Here is a 20,668-nt window from a genome sequence, read left to right as displayed (position 1 = left end):
AAATTTAACCTGAGCTTGTTACAAAAACCATCACAAAAGTAACGGCCAGCTATGCGTAACCACCAATGTGTGTTCTGGTGTTTAGCTGATCGGCGGCCAAACCAAAAGCTAAACGAACACCTGGTATGCGACTAATTTCGTCGCTTTACCAATACACTGCCTGTTAATAGTAGACAATCCATTAAGGATGCTTTTCTATACAACAAACAACATGTATTCAGTAAAAAGAACTAAACTGCTTATTTATCTATAGGTTATCGACTTTTCAGTGGCTTCGATAAAATTCCTTATCAAAAGTTTACAACCATTTCATGAGAAATTTGTGATGTAAAAACAACCACGAACTAAAAAAATCAATCTCTATATTTTAAACAGACCGCAATTCTAGCGTTTCTGCTGAAGTATGTCATCAAAAGTGTGAATCGCATCTCTAAAACTGTGAAATAAGTATTCATTGATACATTTTATCGTGACATAATTTTATTCAGTTTTAATATTCCTAAATATTATCAACAGATTAAGTCAATTTAATGACATATATACTCTGTAACTTCAGGGGACAGATTCCAGAGAGTTAAATAAGCTGTAGGCAATAAAAAATGCCCACCGAAGTGAGCATTTAAAAAGTGATCAGATTTTTAATTCTAACTAACAAGTTTTCACAATAGCCCCATTAAAGAACTTCAACCGTATCATCAACATAGCGTTGGAAAACTGGGTTCTTAAGCTCTTCTACACTGGCAGGATTCCATAAGTTATTTTTAATGCCTTTAACTACGGTATAGATAACCGCAGTATCAATAGCTGACATCAAAGCAATATTGACCGGTTCGTTATTGGTATAGCCCATCTCGACTTCCAATAGATCTTTATAGTCTATGTAACGAAATGCCCCAGCGCTCACTTCATAAGACAATATGGTTTTGGTCGTTGTGACACTAGATAAGATCTTACCCGTTCTAACATCAACAGATCGTAAGTTTACCGTGATTTGATCCGTTCGATATTCACCCGAGGCTCCAATACCTAAATAACGGGCACCTAGTCCACCAGTCTTAATGTTTGTATCATAAGCCACAATACCACCTTCAATTAATATGTTAGCTGATTGAAGCGAAGGTAGTTGATCTCCCTGATTAAAAGCTTCTCCTTTTGTCTGTGCTGCTCGGATAATTTTCCGCTCTGTCAGTAAGTTTTGTAGACCTTCCCTCTCAAGTGGAGCAAACCAACCAGAATCAATAAGAGACATGGTTAATAAAGATGTTGCACCTTGCGAGACAGCGGTTGAGAAATTACTGTTTGGTTGTGGTCGATACTGACCAGTTTGATCCCTAAAGTTGTACACCGAGACCATAATGATTCCTTGAGGTTTCGGCAAACTGATTAAATCTTTATAAGCCACACCGCGGTACATCAGTTGGGACTCTTCTTCAGCATCAGGAATGGTTATGGAGTTTGAACAAGCCGTTAGTACCATGACCATGGCAGCTACATAAATCTTTTTCATCATTTGATTCTCCATATTAATTACCTAAAGGGTCGCTAACTTGGATCACAGATGATTCTCCGCTCACTTTGTCATATATATTCAAAGTCAAGCCACCGTTGCCATCATCAATAACATTCAAAATAAAATCGTCGGTTTCCAATTGACCACCATCGGACTTACCTGAACTCACATCATCTAGCAAATTATTCAGAAGCCTGGATTGTAAAGTTGTTTGTAGCCGATCTGCCGCGGTTAAACCCAGCTCATCATCAGGCTTATATTGGTTGATAGCATTGGCGACATTTAACAAATGAGATCCGTTATAGGGATTTCCTCCAAAGCTCGGATTGGTTGGTTGATAAACTAGCTCTGTTGCTAAGGCATGAGAACCGGCCATGGCAGAGCTAATTAATATAAGAGTTTTGATCGTCCTTTTCATAGTTACACCTTAAAGCTCATCAGGAGCAAGATCGGTTTTATCTGAGAACTTCCTGTCTAATTTCCACCTTAATAAGTAGACGGAAATGTTATCAACGGCTTGTTCTGCCTTAGTTTCAGCTTGTTGTAAGCCTGGTGATAAGCTTGTTCTATATATGGGGGTGTTAAAGTGAAAGATGGTAATAATACTGCCCGACAATGCAGTTGGCCTTTCTTTAACACTCAGATTTATCGATAGGTTTTCATGTTTATCATTTAACTTTTGAGAGAAGTAAAAATAAAAATTTCGGCCAAGTACTGTCATCGTTTGATCAACAATCAAACCATTTATGCCACCTTCTGTATCAGGCAATATGTTGCTTTCTTCTACTCTCTTATTACTATCAATAGTGTCATTACCGTTAACTGTTTCGACTTCCGCATTAGCTGAAAAGGAAATAGAAATCAGTAAAGTACAAATAAATAAGACACTATTAATATTTTTCATACAGCCCCATTAAACTTGTATTTTTTTGCCCACATCAGTGCTTGCAATCTATTTCTTACTTTTATCTTCTTAAACACATGATGCAAATGTGTTTTTACTGTATTTTCGCTAACAAACAATTGTTCAGCAATCTGAATATTAGAAGCCCCTACTAATAGTAACTTTAATATTTCCTCTTCCCGGCAAGTTAAATCGGCAAATGCTCTCGATGAGAACAAATCATTTTCTCTATAATATTCAATTATTTTTTGAGATAATTCATTTGACAAACTAAATCGACCAGATAACACATCGGTCAACCCTTTAGTTATATTGTCCAGGCTGTCATCTTTAAAAAATACCGCCACCACATTAGGAAACTGCAAAACAAAAGACACACTAATGTCACGGTTATTATTGATTAGAATTTCTTTAGCTTTTCTTCCCTCTTCATGCATTTGATTCAAATAGACTTTAATCATATCACCTTGAATATATTCCATATCTAAAATGACATGCACAGGTTTTATATTGCATGTATCAATAAATTCAAGGAAATTATTAAATGTTACTGGTTCTATTTTCCTCTCTAGCTCTCGTTCTAGATTTTCCTTGAGCAAAGAAGACTGTAACGTCTTACTTGTTATCAAGTATAGTTTTTCATCCATGCTGCCCTCCATTCCCTTACCTACATAGACTTCCCTTTATATTCATACTAGACAAGTAACTTGAAACCTACTTCAACATCCACAACAAAAAAGGTCCCTTTTGATGAATTCTCATTTTTAAGAAAGCTATCGCAAAATGTGCAAATTTATTCAACAAAGGTTAGGGCAATGTCAAGCGAATGTAAACTTAGGTTCAATAAGTTTTTTATCTAAAAACTTTTGTTTTAGGTCGCCAATCAAAACACTAATACTTTAGTTTATTGATTATCTTTTATATTCAACAGTAAGTTTATAGCCACAACTAGAACTCAATACCATAATCCTTATTAAATAATACACAGGGATCGGGTATGAAAATCACAAATCTACATAGTTCATTTTTTTTATACTCCTCGAGTATCTTTCTTTATTTAGCATCTGGAAATATAGCTCTCGCTAATTTAGATCTTGCTAAGAGCGAACTATCCCCAAAAGATGAATTAATAACCGAAGCAACCCAAACAAAATATAACGTTTCTTATATAAACATTTCAGGCGAATCAAATATTGCCTATATAAAACAATCTAGCGATTTTGACGCTGGTAATACAGCATCAATAACTCAAAAAGGTAATGATAATAAATCATTTATAAATCAAGGAGGTGACGCCAATAGTGCAAGTATTGATCAATACGGAAATAGTAACTTAGCCATCATAATGCAGTCTGGATCTGGAAATACAGGTTCGATAATTCAGGATGGTAACGAAAATGAAGCCATCTTAAGCCAGTCTGGAGTTAGCCTAGAAGGCTCTATCTCTCAGTCAGGCAATGGCAACCTTGCTTACATCGTCGATAGAGGCAACGTAAGCATGTCTGGATACGATATCAATCAATCTGGGCAAAGCAGTTTAATAATAATTAATGGTATGAATAGAAATATCAACATGACACTAAAATAATAGAAGGAATTTATTATGAAAAAGTTAACAATTGCAATTTCAACCATTCTCGCTACCGGGTTTAGTTCTGTGGCCTTAGCAGCACAAGACAACACATCACAAGTTGTAGTCTCAGGTGTTTCTAGCACTTCAACTGTTCACCAAAACAGTTTAGGAGATTACTCTGGTAATAACGCTAACGTGAAAGTGGTAGATGGATTTCAGAACCATTCTTATGTAGTGCAAAATGGATCTGCCAGTGATGCCGATGTAGATATTTCAAACGGTGCGTTTAATGAAGCAAATGTCCATCAGACATCTATTTTTGCTAACAATAGTGCAAAAGTTAAAACTTCTGACTCGTTTGTGACCCAATCTAATATAAATCAATTTGGTCTGGTAAGCTCAAATGATGCCACAATTAAAACCTCAAACTCTGCTTTTGTAACTTCAACAATTAACCAAACAAGTGCTTTTGGGTTTGGTAATGCAAATGATGCAGTAATTAACGTTCAAGGTTCAGCTCTAGTTTCTTCAACAATTGACCAGTCAGGTGCATTAAACTCAGCTAAAATCATGGTTTCTGATTCGTTTATGGTTGGTTCAGATATTGATCAATTAGGATTAGATAATGACGCTACTATTAAGCTATCTAATGCTTATTTTTCAGAAGCTGATATTGAACAAAATGGCTATATGAACACGGCCAAAATCACAGGGTCTGGTTTAGGAAACTCAACACTCATTGACCAAGATGGTTCATTCAATACAGCTACATCTAAAACTGATGGATGGGCTAATACCTCTGTTACTTATCAAAATGGTGATATGAATACGGCGACAACGATAATGAGTGGTATTGGTAATTACTCATTAACTGTTCAAAATGGCTATGACGGTTCACATACTAATGTATCCGGTTGGAACAACTCATCAGTAGTTATCCAAAATTAATATGCGGATAGAATATCTATATATAGCGGCGCTCTGCGCCGCTCTTTTCTTACCAACAACTCTACTTCTAGCTGCTGAGAAAAGTATGCTTAAGCCGTTCCCCAATTCAGAACTTAGCTGTCAGTCAAGCACACAAGCTGCAAAGCTTGTATTAAAAACGACTAACGCCGATGTTATTCAAGTCAAGATATCGAGTAAAAGCGGGAACACAATGAGGTCGCAAGTCTCTGGTAGTTCATCCAATCAATTTCAATTTTCCACTTCAGATTTACCGCTCAATTTAGAGCTAACAAGTAATAGCACTACACTATCCTACCAAGTCGTCATGCCAGGCTCTGAATGCCATATCATCAAGCAGTAATAACTGCCCTTTTTTTCGTAGCATTCAAGTGTGGTTTATCGTGTTTAGTTGGACCCAAATAGAAAAACCCTCAATGTTAGACTAACTAATCACTGAGGGTTTAAAGAGTTTTTATAGATTTTGTCCGTTACGGCTACTTAGTCCAATCTAGTATCACTTTCCCAGAAAGCCCGCCACGCATAGTATCGAAGCCCTCTTGGAAGTCATCAACACTGAAATGGTGCGTGATAATTGGAGTAAGATCTAGACCTGATTGAATCAATGATGCCATCTTGTACCAAGTTTCGAACATTTCCCTTCCATAAATCCCTTTGATCACTAAGCCTTTGAAGATCACTTTAGTCCAGTCAATCGCCATGTCAGATGGTGGAATACCAAGAAGAGCCACACGGCCACCATGGTTCATGCCTTCTAGCATTGAGTTAAATGCAGCAGGGACACCTGACATCTCAAGACCCACATCAAAGCCTTCTGTCATGCCTAGCTCTGCCATTACGTCTTCAAGTTTTTCTTCAGCAACGTTAACCGCACGAGTTACGCCCATTTTACGCGCTAATTCTAAGCGGTATTCGTTCACATCAGTAATAACAACGTGACGAGCACCAACGTGTTTCGCAACCGCTGCCGCCATAATACCGATAGGGCCAGCGCCTGTGATTAGAACATCTTCACCCACTAAATCAAACGATAACGCTGTGTGAACGGCATTACCAAATGGATCAAAGATTGATGCCAAATCATCAGAAATTTCATCTGGAATTTTAAATGCGTTAAAAGCTGGGATCACTAAGTATTCAGAAAACGCACCGGTACGGTTTACACCAACGCCTGTAGTATTACGGCATAAGTGAGTACGACCGCCACGGCAGTTACGACAGTGACCACAAGTGATATGACCTTCACCTGAAACGCGGTCGCCAATTTCAAAGCCTTTTACTTCTTGGCCGATACCAACCACTTCACCCACGTATTCGTGACCAACAACCATTGGGTAAGGAATGGTATTTTGTGACCACTCATCCCAGTTATAGATATGGACGTCAGTTCCGCAAATAGCGGTTTTACGAATTTTGATTAAGATGTCGTTATGGCCCATTTCAGGCATATCAACTTCTGTCATCCAAATACCTTCTTCCGGCTTTAGCTTAGATAACGCTTTAATTTTACCCATTTTTTTAATATCACTAATAGATTGAACTGACATTTAGATGATCTCCATTTCTTTACCAACCGCGATGAATGCATCAATTGCGCGATCTAATTGCTCACGGCTATGTGCGGCTGACATTTGAGTACGGATACGCGCCTGGCCTTTTGGTACCACTGGGAATGAGAAGCCCACAACGTAAATGCCTTTCTCAAGTGCACGCTCTGCAAATTCAGCAGCCACTTTTGCATCACCTAACATAATAGGAATGATCGCGTGATCAGCACCGGCCATAGTAAAGCCTGCTGCTGTCATACGAGTACGGAAGTGATCGGCATTTTCCCAAAGCTTAGCACGTAGATCATTACTTTCCGCCAGTAGGTCAATTACGCGAATCGATGCAGAAACAATCGCAGGAGCTACTGAGTTTGAGAATAAGTAAGGACGAGAACGTTGACGCAACCAGTCAATCACTTCTTTTTTACCTGATGTGTAACCGCCTGAAGCGCCACCCATTGCTTTACCTAATGTGCCCGTGATCAAATCAATACGGCCCATTACATTATTGTATTCGTGAGTACCACGGCCATTTTCACCCATAAAACCAACTGCGTGAGAATCATCAACCATCACTAGCGCATTGTATTTATCCGCTAAATCACAGATAGCGGTTAAGTTTGCAACCACACCGTCCATTGAGAATACGCCGTCTGTCACAATCAGTTTATGACGTGCACCCGCTTCATCTGCTGCGATCAATTGTTGCTCTAGCTCAGCCATATTGTTATTGGCATAGCGGAAGCGTTTCGCTTTACATAAACGCACACCATCAATGATAGACGCGTGGTTTAGGGCATCAGAAATAATCGCATCTTCTGCGCCAAGAATGGTTTCGAATAAACCAGTGTTTGCATCAAAGCAAGATGTGTAAAGAATAGTATCTTCCATGCCTAAGAAATCAGACAACTTACGCTCAAGTTCTTTATGCGAATCTTGTGTACCACAAATAAAACGCACAGAAGCCATACCAAAACCGTGCTCATCCATGCCTTGCTTCGCCGCTTCAATCAGATCAGGATGATTGGCTAAACCTAGGTAGTTATTTGCACAGAAGTTCAATACTTCCTCGCCGGTTGAAATAGAAACCGCAGCAGCTTGCGCAGAAGTAATAATACGCTCAGATTTATACAAACCTTCAGACTTAACATCTTCAATTTGTTGGTTTATTTGGCTGTAGAATGCAGAAGACATGAAATTTCCTTTTTATATTTGTGATTTTTTCAATTAAAAACCTAACATCTATTCTAGTTTATGCCATAAAAGACTATTATCCCCTCGTATGGAAAAACATTAATGAACTGAATTCACAAATAGACTACTGCTTGGAGATAATGGCATGCTTAACTCTCGATTGATTGCTCTTTTGCCCGATTTAGCTAGCTTCATACTAGTCGTCAATAAAGGTAGTTTTACCGCGGCAGCAAAAGAATTAGGTGTCACGCCTTCTGCGTTAAGTAAGCTCATCACGCGGTTAGAAGCCTCGCTCTCGGTTAAGTTGTTTGACCGTACCACACGAACATTACAGATCACCCAATCAGGTCAAAAGATTTACCTACAATCGGTTGCCATGGTGAATGCAGCCCAGCAAGCTGTTGATATTTCCAATGCAGAGCATGAAGCGCCGGTCGGTACCATTACTATCGCAGCTCCTAAAGCCTTTTTGAGCATCGTATTGCAACCGATTGTGACGCCCTTTCTACAGCGCTATCCAGATATTGAACTCAAGCTTAAAGTGTCTGATGGGGATATCGATATGCTAGAGCAAGGTATCGACATCATGTTTCGCTTAACCGATCAGCCGTATGAGAATTTAATTTCACGGGAACTCGGCAAAGTGAATTTATCATTATGTGCCAGCCCCGATTATCTGGCTTTAAAAGGTATTCCCACTCACCCAACCGAACTTAAGTTTCATGACTGTCTATACCTGGGCGAAACTCGCACCGATCATATTTGGGATTTTGTAAAAGGTAATGAAACACATACGATCCCAGTGTCTGGTCGTTATGCCGTTAACCACTCACAAATGCGCTTAAATGGGGTAAAAGATGGGCTTGGAATTGGTATCTTCCCTGACTTTGTTATTCGAGAAGCATTGAGTAATGGAGAAGTCATTCAAGTGTTAGATGATTGGACGATCAAAGGAAACTATCACGGGGTAATTGCGATGCAATACGCGTCAAGCAAGTATATGCCGACGCGTTTGAAAGTGTTTATTGATTATGCAGTAAAACATTTGCCTATTTAATTTCATAGGCAGCAAAGATTAAACCCTAGGACTACAACTCCGCAAATTCCGCAATCGCTTGGCGGCCACGTTTGGCTAAGAATTCAAGAAACTGTTTCGGTGTGTGCGTGATCACCTGCTCTGCTGGCATTTCAATACGATCAAGTAATTCACTTACCTTTTCAAATTTACCGAGATCATGAGCAAAGTGAGCATCGGTACCTGTCGTGATATAACCCCCCGCTTCTTTTACTGCTAAGGCGATAGCTTCACAACGCTGTTCACTACCCGCGCGGCTACCGCCTTTTAATGATGAGTTATTCAACTCAATCGCCACATTGTATTGTTTAGCACACTCAGAAACCGCTTTAAAATCAAAATCGTATCTCGGATTTCCTAAGTGACCAAGCGCATCAATGCGACCACTTTTAATCACATTGATTAAGGTTGTGGTATGAACGTCTTTGGTAGAAGGCGCAAATACCGGCTCATGAAAACTCGCAATTACCCAATCTAAATGCTCATCGGTACTAGGGTGAATATCGACCTCACCAGATTCATTAATGATATTGCTCTCCATGCCGCGCAGAATCGCTACATCACTTAAAAATCGAGGAAGAATTCGCTGGTTATTGAAAAACCAGTAGTGTGGCGCGCCGGGCATAGTTGAAGCGTGATCAGTGGTGCAGAACATTTTCATACCGTGCTTATGAGCGCACTCAGCGTTCTCGATTAACGTACTATAAGCATGGCCACTCGCATAAGTGTGGGTATGAGTATCAACCTGTATCTGCATCATATTTCTCCTTCAACTGGGATATATACCATACCATTTTCATGTTGCGGCTGTATTAAAAAACAACTTAAGCCTCTAAAGAATTTCCACTGGATCAAAGCTCACCATTGTCTTAGGTAAGTTTAGTGTCAATTTTGCCATGTAAATTCAAATAATTAATACAAGGTAGCGAAAACAGGTGTAATTTATAATAATAAAGATTGTTTAATCTCTAGCCATTCAAATCGAAAAGGATATTCTTATGCTTAAGCTCAAACCTGCATCCTTGCTTACTATTGCCATTTTAGGTTTTTCACAGCTTGCCTTTGTACCAACCGCCTTAGCAAAAGAGAATCCAAGCCAGCAAACATCCGCTATTCAAGCCAGTCGTTATCAACAAGATGCCGAGCTTATTAAGCATACGTTTGAGGGCCAACTTTACACGTTGAATGCCAGCACTGCCGGACATTACGGACTAAGAATGTTCCGTCAAACGTTAGATCCTAAATACTCTGCGGCAGTTTGGTCAGATATGGCAAGAGTCGCTAGCACGCTTAATGAAATTGCTGCTGAAATACACACACCAAAACAAGCCAAAGCATACGGGCAGAAAAAATTACAGTACTACAAAACCAAAGGGACGGTTCGCACTCAAATGCGCTACCAGGTGACCAAAGATAAACCTGAATATCTATTCCTAGGTATCGACCTTCTTGGCGCTATGGCTCGAGCAGATGAATATGGCTTAAAGCATAAAGACGATAAGCACCTACATAACTTAATTCGTCAGTTTGATTTCAAACCTTATGCAACCGATCCTGAGATGATTAAAGCATGGGCGGCTCAATTAGCAAATCAAGTGTATTGGTTACGCCAGTTAGATGAGCAAGATGTGGTTGATGACTTTATTCTCGCTTTCCAAAAAAACTATCCAGATAGCCAAGATAAACAGCTTTCCGACCAACAATATGCGAATAAAATTTACGGCTTAACTCATATCATTTTTGCCGCTTCGGAATACTATCAGCAGCCTATCGACAACAAAGAGTTCGCATGGATTTATGATTACTTCGATAAAAACATTGAGCAAATCTTAACTCGAACTAAAGAAGATGTGGTGGCAGAAGTCGGTATCAGTTATCTACTTGCAGGGAAGTTAGACTCTCCTACTCTTGCCGATACACAAGCTACCATTGCTCATGCTATTGATATGAAAAAAGGGATGATTCCATCAACCGATGGTGATTTTGAATTAGGAAAAGGTGAACATAGAAACGTATTGGCGATCATGCTACTAAGCTGGCAAGGAACCAATACCGCGCCAACAATTTCAAAACAACCTGCGGTATTTAGCGATTTACCCTATGGCTTAGTGAAGAAGTAATACTAATATCATTTCGGCACCTCTTTACTTGCTTCCTTGCACGAGCATAAACTCAAGTAAAGAGGGGTTGCTATAGAACCCAAGCATTGAGAACAAAGAAGCAAAGCATACTTAAAACCGTTGTCGCAATAACATTCTTTGTTTTCCAAGCAATAAACGCCGCGAGAATAGCCGCAATCAAATATGGATTATGATAGGAAACAGATAAACGATCATCATGGACAAACACAATTGGTGCCCAAATAGCGGTTAACACTGCCGGACTAGAGTAACTGAGCAAACGCTGCGCATTACCATTTAACTTTAGTGGTAACTTAGGGGAAAGAAACAAATAGCGGCTTAAAAACACTACCGCGGTCATCGCCAAAATTGAAAGTAGAATCATGCCTCTCCCTCATCATTTTCCTGAGAATTAGCTTTATCTTTACCCTCAACCAAGTAACCCGCCACCATCGCCAGCAAACTGGAAATAATGAGACTACCTTCGACTTTCCAATAACTCAATAAAACGGATGCAACTAAGGCAACGATAACCGATGTTAAAACAGACCAAGTTTTAATCGTTGGGATGACAATAGCAATAAACGTCGCGGCGACTGCAAACTCAAGCCCCCACTGGTCTAAATTCGGAATCTGTTTCCCTGCCACAATGCCAATAAAGCTGGCAATATTCCAAGCTAGGTAGAAGCTAAAACCTGCGCCTAATGCATACCAACGATTAAACGCTTTTTGAGTTTGATGACCACAAACCGCGAATAATTCATCGGTAAGTAAAAAACCTAAGCCTAAACGCCATTTAAGCGGTAAAGGGCTGAGCTTTTCACGCATCGACATACTGTAAAGAAAGTGGCGAGAAGTGATAAACAGAGTCGTCAGCAACATTGTCCATAAGCCCACTTGAGCATCAAACATGCCTGTTGCCACGAGTTGAGCGGCTCCGGCAAATAAAATCGCCGATAAGGCTTGTGCTTCAAGTGGCGTTAAACCAATATCAATCGCATAAGAACCAGCCAACAAACCCCAAGGAATGACGGCTAAACTTAGAGGGGAAATCGCTAAAGTTCCCCGCCATATTTGTGATAAGCGGGAAACATCTGAAGAGGCGTTATTCATAAATATTAAGAATGCTCATTAGTATCAATAAGGGTTTCGAAACGAGGATTACCTCTTAGCATTTCAAAATCTGGCTCATCAGAGGCGAGTTCTCGAAGTGAAGCGCTCGATTCAATCGCTAGGACAAGATCATTAATCGCTTGCTCTTCCGCACCTAGTCGAGAGTAAGCACAAGCACGCTGGTATAAAGCATGCGCATTACTATCATCCACTTCGAGTACTCGATTACAAATGCTCAACGCCCAATGGTATTCATTGATTTCCATTGCTGAATCGGCTTTATGGGTTAATGCTTCTAGATCCCCCGGGCGAATTTTTAAAATCTCATCATAAGTTTCAATTTTTTGCTCTGGAGTCTGAGCACTCTGCGCACGAAGCCACAAGTTATGTACTTCATTGATAATTTCAATTTCGCGGTTGTTTTCTGTAATGATCCGCGTCTTACGTTTTAAGTCTCGCTCTAAGGCGCTAAACTTTTTCTCATAAGACATGGTGATTTCATTAAGGCGCTTATCGGCCATTTCTTTGGTGTTGTGCTTAATCTCTTTCAAAGACTGCCAACCGACTAGTGCCACCAAAGAAGCGACACCGGCGATGATGTAGAAAAAGTAAGTCACGGTAATATTGGAATAGTTGAGCGATTTATCTGCGACAGCCAATTCTCGGTCGGTAATTTGTACCGTCAAGCGACGCTCTAGATCTTGCTGCTCGGTCCGCAGTGATTTCAATTCATCGAGGATATAGCGTTCCATCAAAGGACGATCGAGCATCTCCGTTTCCGAGTATTTTTGCGGTTCATCTGCTAGCGTCTGAAATGACAATAACGATACCAGTACAATCCATAACCACTTCATAATTTCGTCCTATTATATTATCATTTTTCACCGTCAAACCTTAACATAATTACAACGAAATTATAGCTTTATCCCACACATAAATAAGGGATAGAGGCAAGATTCTAGTTATGAGCACTTTCTAAACACTGGTCGGCTATCAACTGTAGGAGAAAGGTTTCTCGTTCAATCGACATGCCTTTTTTATCACTTAATTCAATGGTTTTTAAGTTGTGCTCTATCGCTTGTTGAATGTTAATCCACACAGGCTTCATACCATTATTGATTTCATGTGATTCAAAACTGGTTTCACCTAACATTTCATCAACTTCGCAGGTATAACAATAAGACAGCATGTGCATCACATTGGCATCATCTTTGTACCATGGACGAAATTCTTCATAACAACCGAACGCTTCAATATTACGAATATTCTGCGCACCCGTTTCTTCTTGTAACTCGCGGATCATGCCCTCTACTTTGTCTTCACCAGAGTCCAATCCTCCACCAGGCAAGCTGTAGTCGTGGTAGCGCTCGGTATAAAGTAGAAGAATATTCTCACCTTTCATGGCAATCGCACGTGTTGCTAAGCGTTGAATAATCGATTTAGATTCTAACTTTTGCACATCTGGGTGCACGGTACTGCGTAGTAATTTCATTAACTCTTTATTCTCTTTAAAACGGTTATTCAATATTAAAATCGGCCACAGACTCAATACACAACGCATCATGACGCCAAAATTCAAACGCACAATCAAGCAATATTCCATCTTGGTTATAACGCATTTTTTCAACAAGCGTTGCTGGACTACCCGAAGTGGCACGTAAAGCCTGAGCAGTTTGCCCCATTAAAGAAGACGCGGTAATACGGTAGCGAATTGCTTGATACTCTTGATGGTAGTGCTGACGATATACATCAATAAGAGAAGCATTTAAGTCATGCTCAAGTAGATTAGGAAACAAATCAGGATGGGCATAAGTAGTCACAAAAGCCACAGGGCGATCATCTAAACAACGCACTCGATTAATGCAGTAAACATTGCTAAAAGGCTTAAGATCTAGTTGCTTCGAAGCTTGCTTGTTAGCCAGCATGGATTTCGCGGCAATCAGTTTTGTTTCCGGTTTACGTTGCTGGGCGAGTGCCATTTCAGTAAAGCCTGCCGATTGACTAGGGTCGTATATCAAGGGCTCTGGAGAGATAAACCAACCACGTCGGTCCTCTCGATACACTTTACCTTCTGACTCCAGTAAAGATAATGCCTCTCTTAATGTCACCCTAGTCGTATCAAAAGATTCGGCTAATTGGCGCTCTGATGGCAACTTTTGCTTGGGCATTAGTAAGCCAGATTCTATTTGCTCTACAACGGCATCTTTAATCTTCACATACTGCATCGACAACTCGGTATCCTAAATGGCATTTTTATTAACACAAATTCTATCATGTTCTGCTTAGATTGATGGAGAAAGGTTAATGGTGAAAGGTTGATAACGAAAACTAAAACGCCCCATACATAAGCATGAGGCGTTTGAATTACGACAAGAGAGTAAGTCTACTACTTAGTCACAAGCCATAAAGCGTGAATCATCGCAGGGAAGAAGAACAAGAAACACAATACTACGTTAATCAGTAGATCTTTACCTACACCACACTTTAAAAATACAGCTACAGGTGGAAGTAATACCGCTAAAATAATTGCAACTAATTTATTATCCATGACTCATCTCCAAAAAATCAATAAAGCATTATTATCAGATAGTTAAGTAAACTTATCTAGTAAAATCAACTAAATTAGAAAATTTTTACTGTTTCCAAACAAGGCTCTTAAATAAAAGCTCTTAAATAATTGACCAACTATGCGTCATCGTAACACCCGCCCCGAGCATTAAACAAACTGAACAATATTTCTCTAGCGATTCCGAAACGGCTTTTTCGACTAGTTCTTCATCTAATTGTTCACCGGTTAATTCAAAGTGAATGTTAATCTCGGTAAATACTTTCGGTGCAGTTTCTCGACGCTCGCCAGTTAACTTAGCAACACAGGTTTTAATATTTTGTCCTGCACTTTTTAGACTATCAACTACATCAACTGAGCTACAACCACCCGCCGCCATCAATACCATTTCCATTGGACTTGGTGCCGTTTTACCGCCATTACCATCCATCACAACAGAGTGACCAGACTGTGATTCACCAATAAACTGAAAACCATCAACCCATTTTACTTGTGCTTGCATATTGTTCTCTTTTAATAACTTTAGTATTTCTTAACGATCGTTTGGCCAATTGGTGCCAATGAAATAACCGCTAATTTGATGTGTTGAATACCAAACGGAATACCGATAATTGTTACGAAACAAGCTAATGCTGAAGCTAAGTGACCTAGTGCCAGCCAAATACCAGCAAAAACAAACCACACGACATTACCAAGCATTCCTAAAAAGCCAGTACCAATATCTTCTTTGAAGGTTAGTTCATTTCGCTTAACGGCTTCTTTACCAAATGGAAAGAAAGTAAAGGTTCCGATGATAAAGCACGATTTAGCCCAAGGAATGCAGATAATCGTTAAAATACAAATCAGGCCAGCTAACCACCAAAACAGACCCATGAATACGCCACCCAGTAGAAACCATAAAATATTACCAATCGTGCGCATGTAAACCTCGTTATTTATACGTTGAAGCGAGCATTCTATTGACTCGCTTTAACACATCATTTCAAATTAATTCCAAATCCTATAAGGAAGTGGTCTAAATATTCAATCCATTAGCCAGTAAGAACGTTATCTTCTGGATATTTCAATAAAGTTGGCTTCGGTTTCGCTAGCATATACGCCAAAGTCAAAGGGCCAATACGGCCAATAATCATGATCACTACCATGATATATTTGCCGGGCTCTGATAACTCGGCGGTTAATCCGGCCGAAACCCCTACCGTCGCAAATGCTGAAATAGTTTCAAACATCACTTTGTCAAAACTGGCTTTTTCCGTAAGCATTAACAGGAACATAGATCCCGTTAGTATAATGCCGCTGACTACGATGATCGCTAATGCGCGGGTCACTTTAGGCCAACTGACTGTTCTACGGAATAAAACCGCATGTTGCTTTTGCTTTAAAAACGCCCACGTCGCAACAATCGCCACCACGAACGTAGACACTTTAATACCACCACCAGTTGATGCTGAACCGGCACCAATCAGCATTAAAATAATCATGATAAGCAAAGCTGGCTCAGTTAACTGTGATATATCAATACTATTAAAGCCAGCAGTACGTGCGGTTGCCGATTGGAAAAAGGCGGCTAACCATTGGCCACCTTCTGTTAAATTCCCCATTGTTGCAAGGTTATTACGCTCCAACAGCCAAAACATAATGGTGCCAAATAGTAATAAAATAGGAGTAGCGGTTAACATGATTTTGGTATGTAGATTAAAACCACGAAACCCACGACGCCAATTGGCACTCACATCAGTAATAACGGTAAAACCAATACCACCAATGATAAATAAACCGGCAAGAGGAAAAGTGATCGCAGGGTCTGCTACGTAACCCATAATGCTGTCAGAAAATAGAGAGAAACCGGCATTATTAAAAGCTGAAACCGAATGGAACAAGGAATAATACAACCCTTTCCCCCAGCCCATCTCAGGTACCCAAGTAAAGGCTAGAATCACCATACCAATAAGTTCTGCAATACAAGCGAAGATAATAATCTTAGTGACCAACTTCTTCAGGTTAACATGTTTACTTTGACCTAAAGCTTCTTTCGCTACCGCTTGCTGTTTTAAGCTCAAACGAACACCAAAGATATAAAGAAGAACGGCCGATAACGTCATTTGACCGAGACCACCGATCTGCATCAGTAGCATCAATAATATTTGGCCTTCAATGGTAAAGTGCTGTCCGGTATCAACTACTCCAAGGCCTGTCACACTAATCGCAGACGTTGCCGTAAAGAGCGCATCGGTAAATGACAAACCAGACACAGAAAAAACAGGAAGAGTCAGTAATACTGCCGCAGGAATTAAGATAGAAAGAAAGCTACCTAATATTATTTTAGGTTCAGACCAACCTTTTTTCTCACCATCTTGTTTAATGGTAAAGACTGAACCTCTAGTTTCTAATAACTTCATGGTTAGCCTATTACATCGATTTCATTTTATGAGCCATGATATCTTGCGGCCCTACAATGAATAAAATATCGCCCATTTCAAGGGTGGTATCATATTCTGGTGAATCAATAATTTCAGGCCCGCGTTTAATCGCAAGCACCTTCATATCAGGGTCTTTGCATAAGGATAAATCACCCAATTTCTTACCCATATTTTTAAGCGCAATAACGATTTCACTGATAGCTAAGCCACTACCGATATCATGGAAATCAAACACACGGCGATCTAGCATTTTGCGAGCAACGCGGATCCCCATGTCTCTCTCAGGTAAAATCACATGATCAGCACCAATTTTCTGTAAGATTTTAGCGTGGAATTTATCGTTAGCTTTCACCCAGACATTTTTCGCACCTAATTCTTTAACCACTAGAGTCGTTAAGATACTGGCATTTACATCTGAACCAATCGCCACCATTACCATGTCATATTCTTCAAGCTTTAATTCTTGAGCGGTTTCTTCATTCGTACAGTTGGCCACAATCGCATTAGTCGCGATAGAGGAGACACCCTTCACTCTTTCTTCATTAACATCAATAGCAAGTACTTCCGCACCGGCACTACATAACTCTTCACATACTGAACGTCCAAAACGTCCTAATCCGATAACTGCAAACTGTTTAATTGAAGATTTCATACTCTGATATAGCCTTTCAAATCACTGAACGTTCTGTACAGTAGAGAAATAATGAAAAAGATCGACAAACCCTACCAACTATTTCTTTAAACACCAACTTATTATTAATCAAAAATCAAAACCTTGCTGCATCTTAACGGCTTTTTTAACTCTCCATCACTAAAATGTTTATAATTTGATCTAATTACTCAAACTAGCATAAACCAAGCATCATCATTCAAGAAAATCCATACGATAGCTTAATGATAAGAGTAGGAATAAACTGGGATTTTTGGTAGCGTAAGCATAGTGAAACACACTCGTTTGGCAGGGAATCCGTTTGAAAGCATTTTATGAACATTTTAATACCTTTCTAGCTAACCACTCATACAATTGGGCAACCGATCTACTGACTATTGCCGTTTTTAGCTTTTTTGTGTGGTTAATCTGGCGCTTTATCTACGCGCGCTTAATGAAAATAGCCGAAAAGACTTCCCTACAATGGGACGATGTCCTTATTCACTCTGTTCAAGCACCAATCAGTACGCTTATTTGGTGCTGGCCAATGTTAATGGGCATCAGTGTTTTACTTGAAGACCTATTTGATCGTTCTATTTCTTGGCTTTACACCATACAAGGGCTACTCGGAATCAGTTTAGTAGTCTGGACGCTATTCCGTCTCGTCCGCTATTCCGAAGATGTCATTTTAGAAAGCAACAAACGTGATGAAACGACGGTTCAAGCCTTATCCAAAGTAGTTCGTATTATCATCTTCATTATTGGTGCGATGACGATATTGCAAACCTTAGGCTTAAGTCTTTCTGGTTTGCTTACCTTTGGTGGTGTCGGTGGTTTAATCGCAGGTCTTGCTGCTAAAGATTTACTCTCTAATTTCTTTGGCGGCATGATGATCTACCTAGATAGACCATTCAAAGTTAATGATTGGATCCGTTCTCCAGACAGAAGTATTGAAGGCACGGTTGAAAAGATTGGTTGGAGAATGACAGTAATTCGCACTTTCGACCGACGTCCGCTTTATGTTCCTAATGCTATTTTTAGCAATATCGTGGTTGAAAACCCTTCTCGCATGCTCAATCGACAAATCTACGAAACGATTGGGTTACGTTACCAGGATGCCAATAAGGTAAATGAAATTATTGAAGAAGTTCGTGAGATGGTCACCAATCACCCTGGCATTGATGAACGCCAAACTGTCATTGTGAATTTTGATACTTTTGGAGATTCCTCACTCAACTTCTTTATCTACGCGCTAACCAAAACGGTTGCTTGGGTACGCTTCCATGAAGTGAAACAAGATGTGCTCTTAAAAGCTTTAGATATTGTCCATAAACACGGTGCTGATGTTGCTCTTCCTGCACAAGCGCTGCATATGCAAACTCATTTAAACTACCCTAGCCCAGAAGAGTCACAAAACAGCACAGAAAGTACTAATCATCCTGATCAAGAAAAACCTAAATTTTCGATTAAGATGAAGTAAGTTCTTGCCCACACATATAAAAATGAAAAAATAAAAGCATTTCTTCCCACACCCATTTATCCACATAACAAATGGGTGGAAAGAAATGCTTTATTTTCAACTGCGTTTTATCAATCTAGCCGCTCGGCACTAGTACCAAAGTTTCTGTTTAACCAGATTCTCCATCACCTGATTAACCGCTTGCTCAGTAATATCCACCATCTGGTCAATATCACTCTTGGTTGCTACTAGAGGGGGCGCAAACCCTAGGATATCCCCATGTGGCATGGCACGAGCAATTAAGCCTCTTTCCAAGCAAGCTGCCGCAACTTGTGGCCCGACTTTTAAGCTAGGATCAAATTGGGTGCGATGGTACTTATCTGACGAGAACTCAAGCCCATGTAACAAGCCTACTCCACGGGCATCACCAACCATAGGATGATCGACAAATTTCGCGTGCATTTGCTGTTGTAAGTATTGCCCGACGACTCGGCTATTTTCCACCAGCCCTTCACGTTCGATAATATCAAGATTACATAACGCAGCCGCCGCTCCCATCGGATGTCCAGAGTAGGTATAACCATGGCCAATCGCGCCCCATTGATCGGTACCGTCTTCTAATACAGACCACACTTTATCACCAATGATCACACCTGATAGAGGCAAATACGCAGAAGTTAACCCTTTCGCGACCGTCATAAGATCCGGCTTCATTTGATACAAATCTGAACCAAAGTTCACACCTAGTCGACCAAAGCCGCACACCACTTCATCAGCAATCAGTAAGATGTCGTATTTATCCAGCACCTTACGAATTGCCGGCCAATAACCGCTTGGTGGTGGCACAATGCCGCCCGTTCCGAGTACTGGTTCTGCAATCATTGCCGCGACGGTATCGGGATCTTCTTTTAAAATCTGCGCTTCCAGTTGATCGGCACAGAGTTGAGAGAATTCTTCTTCACTCATATTATCCACTTCACGGCGATAATAATAAGGCGACATTGTGTGCTTAATCCGTTCAAGTGGTAGATCAAAATGCGCATGGAAAATCGGCAAACCTGTCATGGAGCCAGACGCAATACTAGAGCCATGATAGCCACGCTCACGAGAGATGACTTTTTTCTTCTCAGGCTTTCCTCGAGCATTGTTGTAATACCACACCAGTTTGAGTTGAGTTTCATTGGCATCACTACCTGATAGACCGTAGTAAACTTTACTCATGCCATCTGGAGCCCATTTTAAAATTCGGTCAGAAAGCTCAATTAATGCCTCATTGGTATGGCCCACATAGGTATGGTAGTACGCTAGTTTCTTCGCTTGCTCATAAATAGCATCGGCCATTTCTTCACGCCCATAGCCAATGTTGACGCAATATAATCCGGCAAAGCCATCAAGGAGTTCAATGCCTTCCGAATCGGTAATTTTCAACCCTTTCGCGCCAGTAATAATACGGCCTGGCAACTCACCTGCGGCGTACTGCTTCAAATGAGTAGAAGAGTGAAAAATGCTCTCGCGGTCAGTTTTTAAAAGTTGCTCTGTTGATTTAGTCATATCTTTTCTCCTTTTAATTCA

General features: G+C 40.2%; 23 protein-coding genes. 5 read left to right on the top strand and 18 right to left on the bottom strand.

Annotation, left to right across the window (positions count from 1 at the left end; all coding sequences use genetic code 11):
- Positions 1 to 673: 673 nt before the first annotated feature.
- Genes L3V25_RS03755 through L3V25_RS03740 form a run of 4 tightly spaced genes read right to left on the bottom strand, consistent with a single transcriptional unit; the run spans position 674 to position 3,061 of the window.
- Positions 674 to 1,507 (bottom strand): CsgG/HfaB family protein, encoded by an 834-nt coding sequence (locus tag L3V25_RS03755; RefSeq protein WP_237294357.1) that lies wholly within the window; start codon positions 1,505 to 1,507, stop codon positions 674 to 676.
- A gap of 16 nt (positions 1,508 to 1,523) precedes the next feature.
- Positions 1,524 to 1,928, bottom strand: coding sequence for a curli assembly protein CsgF (locus tag L3V25_RS03750; protein ID WP_237294132.1), 405 nt, complete (start codon positions 1,926 to 1,928; stop codon positions 1,524 to 1,526).
- Positions 1,929 to 1,937: 9 nt separating this feature from the next.
- Positions 1,938 to 2,414 carry a curli production assembly/transport protein CsgE gene (locus L3V25_RS03745; protein WP_237294131.1) on the bottom strand — a complete coding sequence of 159 codons (477 nt, stop codon included), beginning with the start codon at positions 2,412 to 2,414 and terminating at the stop codon, positions 1,938 to 1,940.
- Positions 2,411 to 3,061: a LuxR C-terminal-related transcriptional regulator gene (locus L3V25_RS03740; protein WP_237294130.1), complete on the bottom strand. Its 651-nt coding sequence runs from the start codon at positions 3,059 to 3,061 to the stop codon at positions 2,411 to 2,413. The genes L3V25_RS03745 and L3V25_RS03740 overlap by 4 nt, the downstream gene beginning before the upstream one ends.
- Positions 3,062 to 3,411: 350 nt before the next feature.
- Here L3V25_RS03740 and L3V25_RS03735 point away from each other — a divergent pair, with 350 nt between their 5' ends.
- Both L3V25_RS03735 and L3V25_RS03730 read left to right on the top strand, forming a co-directional pair.
- Positions 3,412 to 4,002: a hypothetical protein gene (locus L3V25_RS03735; protein ID WP_237294129.1), complete on the top strand. Its 591-nt coding sequence runs from the start codon at positions 3,412 to 3,414 to the stop codon at positions 4,000 to 4,002.
- Between the two features lie 15 nt (positions 4,003 to 4,017).
- Entirely contained in the window at positions 4,018 to 4,935 is a 918-nt protein-coding gene (locus L3V25_RS03730) for a hypothetical protein (protein WP_237294128.1), read from the top strand.
- 494 nt (positions 4,936 to 5,429) lie between these two features.
- On the opposite strand, the gene tdh is transcribed toward L3V25_RS03730, so the two are convergent.
- On the bottom strand, positions 5,430 to 6,467 hold the full coding sequence (gene tdh, locus L3V25_RS03725; RefSeq protein WP_237294356.1) for an L-threonine 3-dehydrogenase: 1,038 nt from the start codon (positions 6,465 to 6,467) through the stop codon (positions 5,430 to 5,432).
- 33 nt (positions 6,468 to 6,500) lie between these two features.
- A complete protein-coding gene (locus L3V25_RS03720) occupies positions 6,501 to 7,694 on the bottom strand; it encodes a glycine C-acetyltransferase (RefSeq protein ID WP_237294127.1) in 1,194 nt (397 codons plus the stop codon).
- Positions 7,695 to 7,839: 145 nt separating this feature from the next.
- On the opposite strand from L3V25_RS03720, the gene L3V25_RS03715 reads away from it, so the two are divergent.
- A complete protein-coding gene (locus L3V25_RS03715) occupies positions 7,840 to 8,751 on the top strand; it encodes a LysR family transcriptional regulator (protein WP_237294126.1) in 912 nt (303 codons plus the stop codon).
- A gap of 31 nt (positions 8,752 to 8,782) precedes the next feature.
- Here the strand turns inward: L3V25_RS03715 and L3V25_RS03710 are convergent, their stop codons facing one another.
- On the bottom strand, positions 8,783 to 9,526 hold the full coding sequence (locus L3V25_RS03710) for a phosphatase (protein ID WP_237294355.1): 744 nt from the start codon (positions 9,524 to 9,526) through the stop codon (positions 8,783 to 8,785).
- A gap of 241 nt (positions 9,527 to 9,767) precedes the next feature.
- Between L3V25_RS03710 and L3V25_RS03705 the strand changes: the two genes are divergently transcribed.
- The gene (locus L3V25_RS03705) at positions 9,768 to 10,889 is read left to right on the top strand and encodes a DUF3541 domain-containing protein (protein ID WP_237294125.1); all 1,122 of its coding nucleotides are present in this window, start codon (positions 9,768 to 9,770) and stop codon (positions 10,887 to 10,889) included.
- A gap of 70 nt (positions 10,890 to 10,959) precedes the next feature.
- Here L3V25_RS03705 and L3V25_RS03700 read toward each other — a convergent pair whose 3' ends face one another.
- From L3V25_RS03700 to L3V25_RS03655, 10 genes are all read right to left on the bottom strand, one after another.
- Positions 10,960 to 11,274 (bottom strand): AzlD domain-containing protein, encoded by a 315-nt coding sequence (locus tag L3V25_RS03700; protein ID WP_237294124.1) that lies wholly within the window; start codon positions 11,272 to 11,274, stop codon positions 10,960 to 10,962.
- Positions 11,271 to 12,002 carry an AzlC family ABC transporter permease gene (locus L3V25_RS03695; protein WP_237294123.1) on the bottom strand — a complete coding sequence of 244 codons (732 nt, stop codon included), beginning with the start codon at positions 12,000 to 12,002 and terminating at the stop codon, positions 11,271 to 11,273. Before L3V25_RS03695 ends, L3V25_RS03700 begins: the two co-directional genes overlap by 4 nt.
- 5 nt (positions 12,003 to 12,007) lie before the next feature.
- Positions 12,008 to 12,859, bottom strand: coding sequence for an alkyl sulfatase dimerization domain-containing protein (locus L3V25_RS03690; RefSeq protein ID WP_237294354.1), 852 nt, complete (start codon positions 12,857 to 12,859; stop codon positions 12,008 to 12,010).
- A 101-nt stretch (positions 12,860 to 12,960) separates the two neighbouring features.
- Positions 12,961 to 13,494, bottom strand: coding sequence for an NUDIX hydrolase (locus L3V25_RS03685; RefSeq protein ID WP_237294122.1), 534 nt, complete (start codon positions 13,492 to 13,494; stop codon positions 12,961 to 12,963).
- Between the two features lie 25 nt (positions 13,495 to 13,519).
- Positions 13,520 to 14,227 carry a phosphonate utilization transcriptional regulator PhnR gene (phnR, locus tag L3V25_RS03680; RefSeq protein WP_237294121.1) on the bottom strand — a complete coding sequence of 236 codons (708 nt, stop codon included), beginning with the start codon at positions 14,225 to 14,227 and terminating at the stop codon, positions 13,520 to 13,522.
- Positions 14,228 to 14,388: 161 nt separating this feature from the next.
- Complete coding sequence (locus L3V25_RS03675) at positions 14,389 to 14,550, bottom strand: YqaE/Pmp3 family membrane protein (protein ID WP_089124228.1); 162 nt, start codon at positions 14,548 to 14,550, stop codon at positions 14,389 to 14,391.
- Positions 14,551 to 14,671: 121 nt separating this feature from the next.
- Positions 14,672 to 15,070, bottom strand: coding sequence for an OsmC family protein (locus L3V25_RS03670; RefSeq protein WP_193000932.1), 399 nt, complete (start codon positions 15,068 to 15,070; stop codon positions 14,672 to 14,674).
- Between the two features lie 20 nt (positions 15,071 to 15,090).
- Positions 15,091 to 15,489 carry a YccF domain-containing protein gene (locus L3V25_RS03665; protein ID WP_193000934.1) on the bottom strand — a complete coding sequence of 133 codons (399 nt, stop codon included), beginning with the start codon at positions 15,487 to 15,489 and terminating at the stop codon, positions 15,091 to 15,093.
- Between the two features lie 110 nt (positions 15,490 to 15,599).
- Entirely contained in the window at positions 15,600 to 16,967 is a 1,368-nt protein-coding gene (locus L3V25_RS03660; RefSeq protein ID WP_237294120.1) for a TrkH family potassium uptake protein, read from the bottom strand.
- Between the two features lie 10 nt (positions 16,968 to 16,977).
- Complete coding sequence (locus L3V25_RS03655; RefSeq protein ID WP_193000938.1) at positions 16,978 to 17,640, bottom strand: TrkA family potassium uptake protein; 663 nt, start codon at positions 17,638 to 17,640, stop codon at positions 16,978 to 16,980.
- Between the two features lie 319 nt (positions 17,641 to 17,959).
- Between L3V25_RS03655 and L3V25_RS03650 the strand changes: the two genes are divergently transcribed.
- Positions 17,960 to 19,117 carry a mechanosensitive ion channel family protein gene (locus tag L3V25_RS03650; RefSeq protein WP_237294119.1) on the top strand — a complete coding sequence of 386 codons (1,158 nt, stop codon included), beginning with the start codon at positions 17,960 to 17,962 and terminating at the stop codon, positions 19,115 to 19,117.
- Positions 19,118 to 19,246: 129 nt separating this feature from the next.
- On the opposite strand, the gene L3V25_RS03645 is transcribed toward L3V25_RS03650, so the two are convergent.
- Complete coding sequence (locus L3V25_RS03645; RefSeq protein WP_237294118.1) at positions 19,247 to 20,647, bottom strand: aspartate aminotransferase family protein; 1,401 nt, start codon at positions 20,645 to 20,647, stop codon at positions 19,247 to 19,249.
- Positions 20,648 to 20,668: the final 21 nt, after the last annotated feature.

The organism is Vibrio sp. CK2-1 (assembly GCF_021726515.1).
Taxonomy (GTDB): Bacteria; Pseudomonadota; Gammaproteobacteria; order Enterobacterales; family Vibrionaceae; genus Vibrio.
Note: the sequence above shows the minus strand (reverse complement) of the source record. Positions and strands in the feature narration are given on the sequence as shown.

Excerpts from the sequence above, each read along its gene's own strand:
- L3V25_RS03655 (WP_193000938.1), bottom strand. The coding sequence starts at position 17,640 with ATGAAATCTTCAATTAAACAGTTTGCAGTTATCGGATTAGGACGTTTT.
- L3V25_RS03720 (WP_237294127.1), bottom strand. The coding sequence starts at position 7,694 with ATGTCTTCTGCATTCTACAGCCAAATAAACCAACAAATTGAAGATGTT.
- L3V25_RS03735 (WP_237294129.1), top strand. The coding sequence starts at position 3,412 with ATGAAAATCACAAATCTACATAGTTCATTTTTTTTATACTCCTCGAGT.
- L3V25_RS03665 (WP_193000934.1), bottom strand. The coding sequence starts at position 15,489 with ATGCGCACGATTGGTAATATTTTATGGTTTCTACTGGGTGGCGTATTC.
- L3V25_RS03715 (WP_237294126.1), top strand. The coding sequence starts at position 7,840 with ATGCTTAACTCTCGATTGATTGCTCTTTTGCCCGATTTAGCTAGCTTC.
- L3V25_RS03755 (WP_237294357.1), bottom strand. The coding sequence starts at position 1,507 with ATGAAAAAGATTTATGTAGCTGCCATGGTCATGGTACTAACGGCTTGT.
- L3V25_RS03710 (WP_237294355.1), bottom strand. The coding sequence starts at position 9,526 with ATGCAGATACAGGTTGATACTCATACCCACACTTATGCGAGTGGCCAT.
- L3V25_RS03675 (WP_089124228.1), bottom strand. The coding sequence starts at position 14,550 with ATGGATAATAAATTAGTTGCAATTATTTTAGCGGTATTACTTCCACCT.
- L3V25_RS03745 (WP_237294131.1), bottom strand. The coding sequence starts at position 2,414 with ATGAAAAATATTAATAGTGTCTTATTTATTTGTACTTTACTGATTTCT.
- L3V25_RS03705 (WP_237294125.1), top strand. The coding sequence starts at position 9,768 with ATGCTTAAGCTCAAACCTGCATCCTTGCTTACTATTGCCATTTTAGGT.
- L3V25_RS03645 (WP_237294118.1), bottom strand. The coding sequence starts at position 20,647 with ATGACTAAATCAACAGAGCAACTTTTAAAAACTGACCGCGAGAGCATT.
- L3V25_RS03700 (WP_237294124.1), bottom strand. The coding sequence starts at position 11,274 with ATGATTCTACTTTCAATTTTGGCGATGACCGCGGTAGTGTTTTTAAGC.
- L3V25_RS03695 (WP_237294123.1), bottom strand. The coding sequence starts at position 12,002 with ATGAATAACGCCTCTTCAGATGTTTCCCGCTTATCACAAATATGGCGG.
- L3V25_RS03670 (WP_193000932.1), bottom strand. The coding sequence starts at position 15,070 with ATGCAAGCACAAGTAAAATGGGTTGATGGTTTTCAGTTTATTGGTGAA.
- L3V25_RS03685 (WP_237294122.1), bottom strand. The coding sequence starts at position 13,494 with ATGAAATTACTACGCAGTACCGTGCACCCAGATGTGCAAAAGTTAGAA.
- L3V25_RS03660 (WP_237294120.1), bottom strand. The coding sequence starts at position 16,967 with ATGAAGTTATTAGAAACTAGAGGTTCAGTCTTTACCATTAAACAAGAT.
- L3V25_RS03730 (WP_237294128.1), top strand. The coding sequence starts at position 4,018 with ATGAAAAAGTTAACAATTGCAATTTCAACCATTCTCGCTACCGGGTTT.
- tdh (WP_237294356.1), bottom strand. The coding sequence starts at position 6,467 with ATGGGTAAAATTAAAGCGTTATCTAAGCTAAAGCCGGAAGAAGGTATT.
- L3V25_RS03750 (WP_237294132.1), bottom strand. The coding sequence starts at position 1,928 with ATGAAAAGGACGATCAAAACTCTTATATTAATTAGCTCTGCCATGGCC.
- L3V25_RS03740 (WP_237294130.1), bottom strand. The coding sequence starts at position 3,061 with ATGGATGAAAAACTATACTTGATAACAAGTAAGACGTTACAGTCTTCT.
- phnR (WP_237294121.1), bottom strand. The coding sequence starts at position 14,227 with ATGCAGTATGTGAAGATTAAAGATGCCGTTGTAGAGCAAATAGAATCT.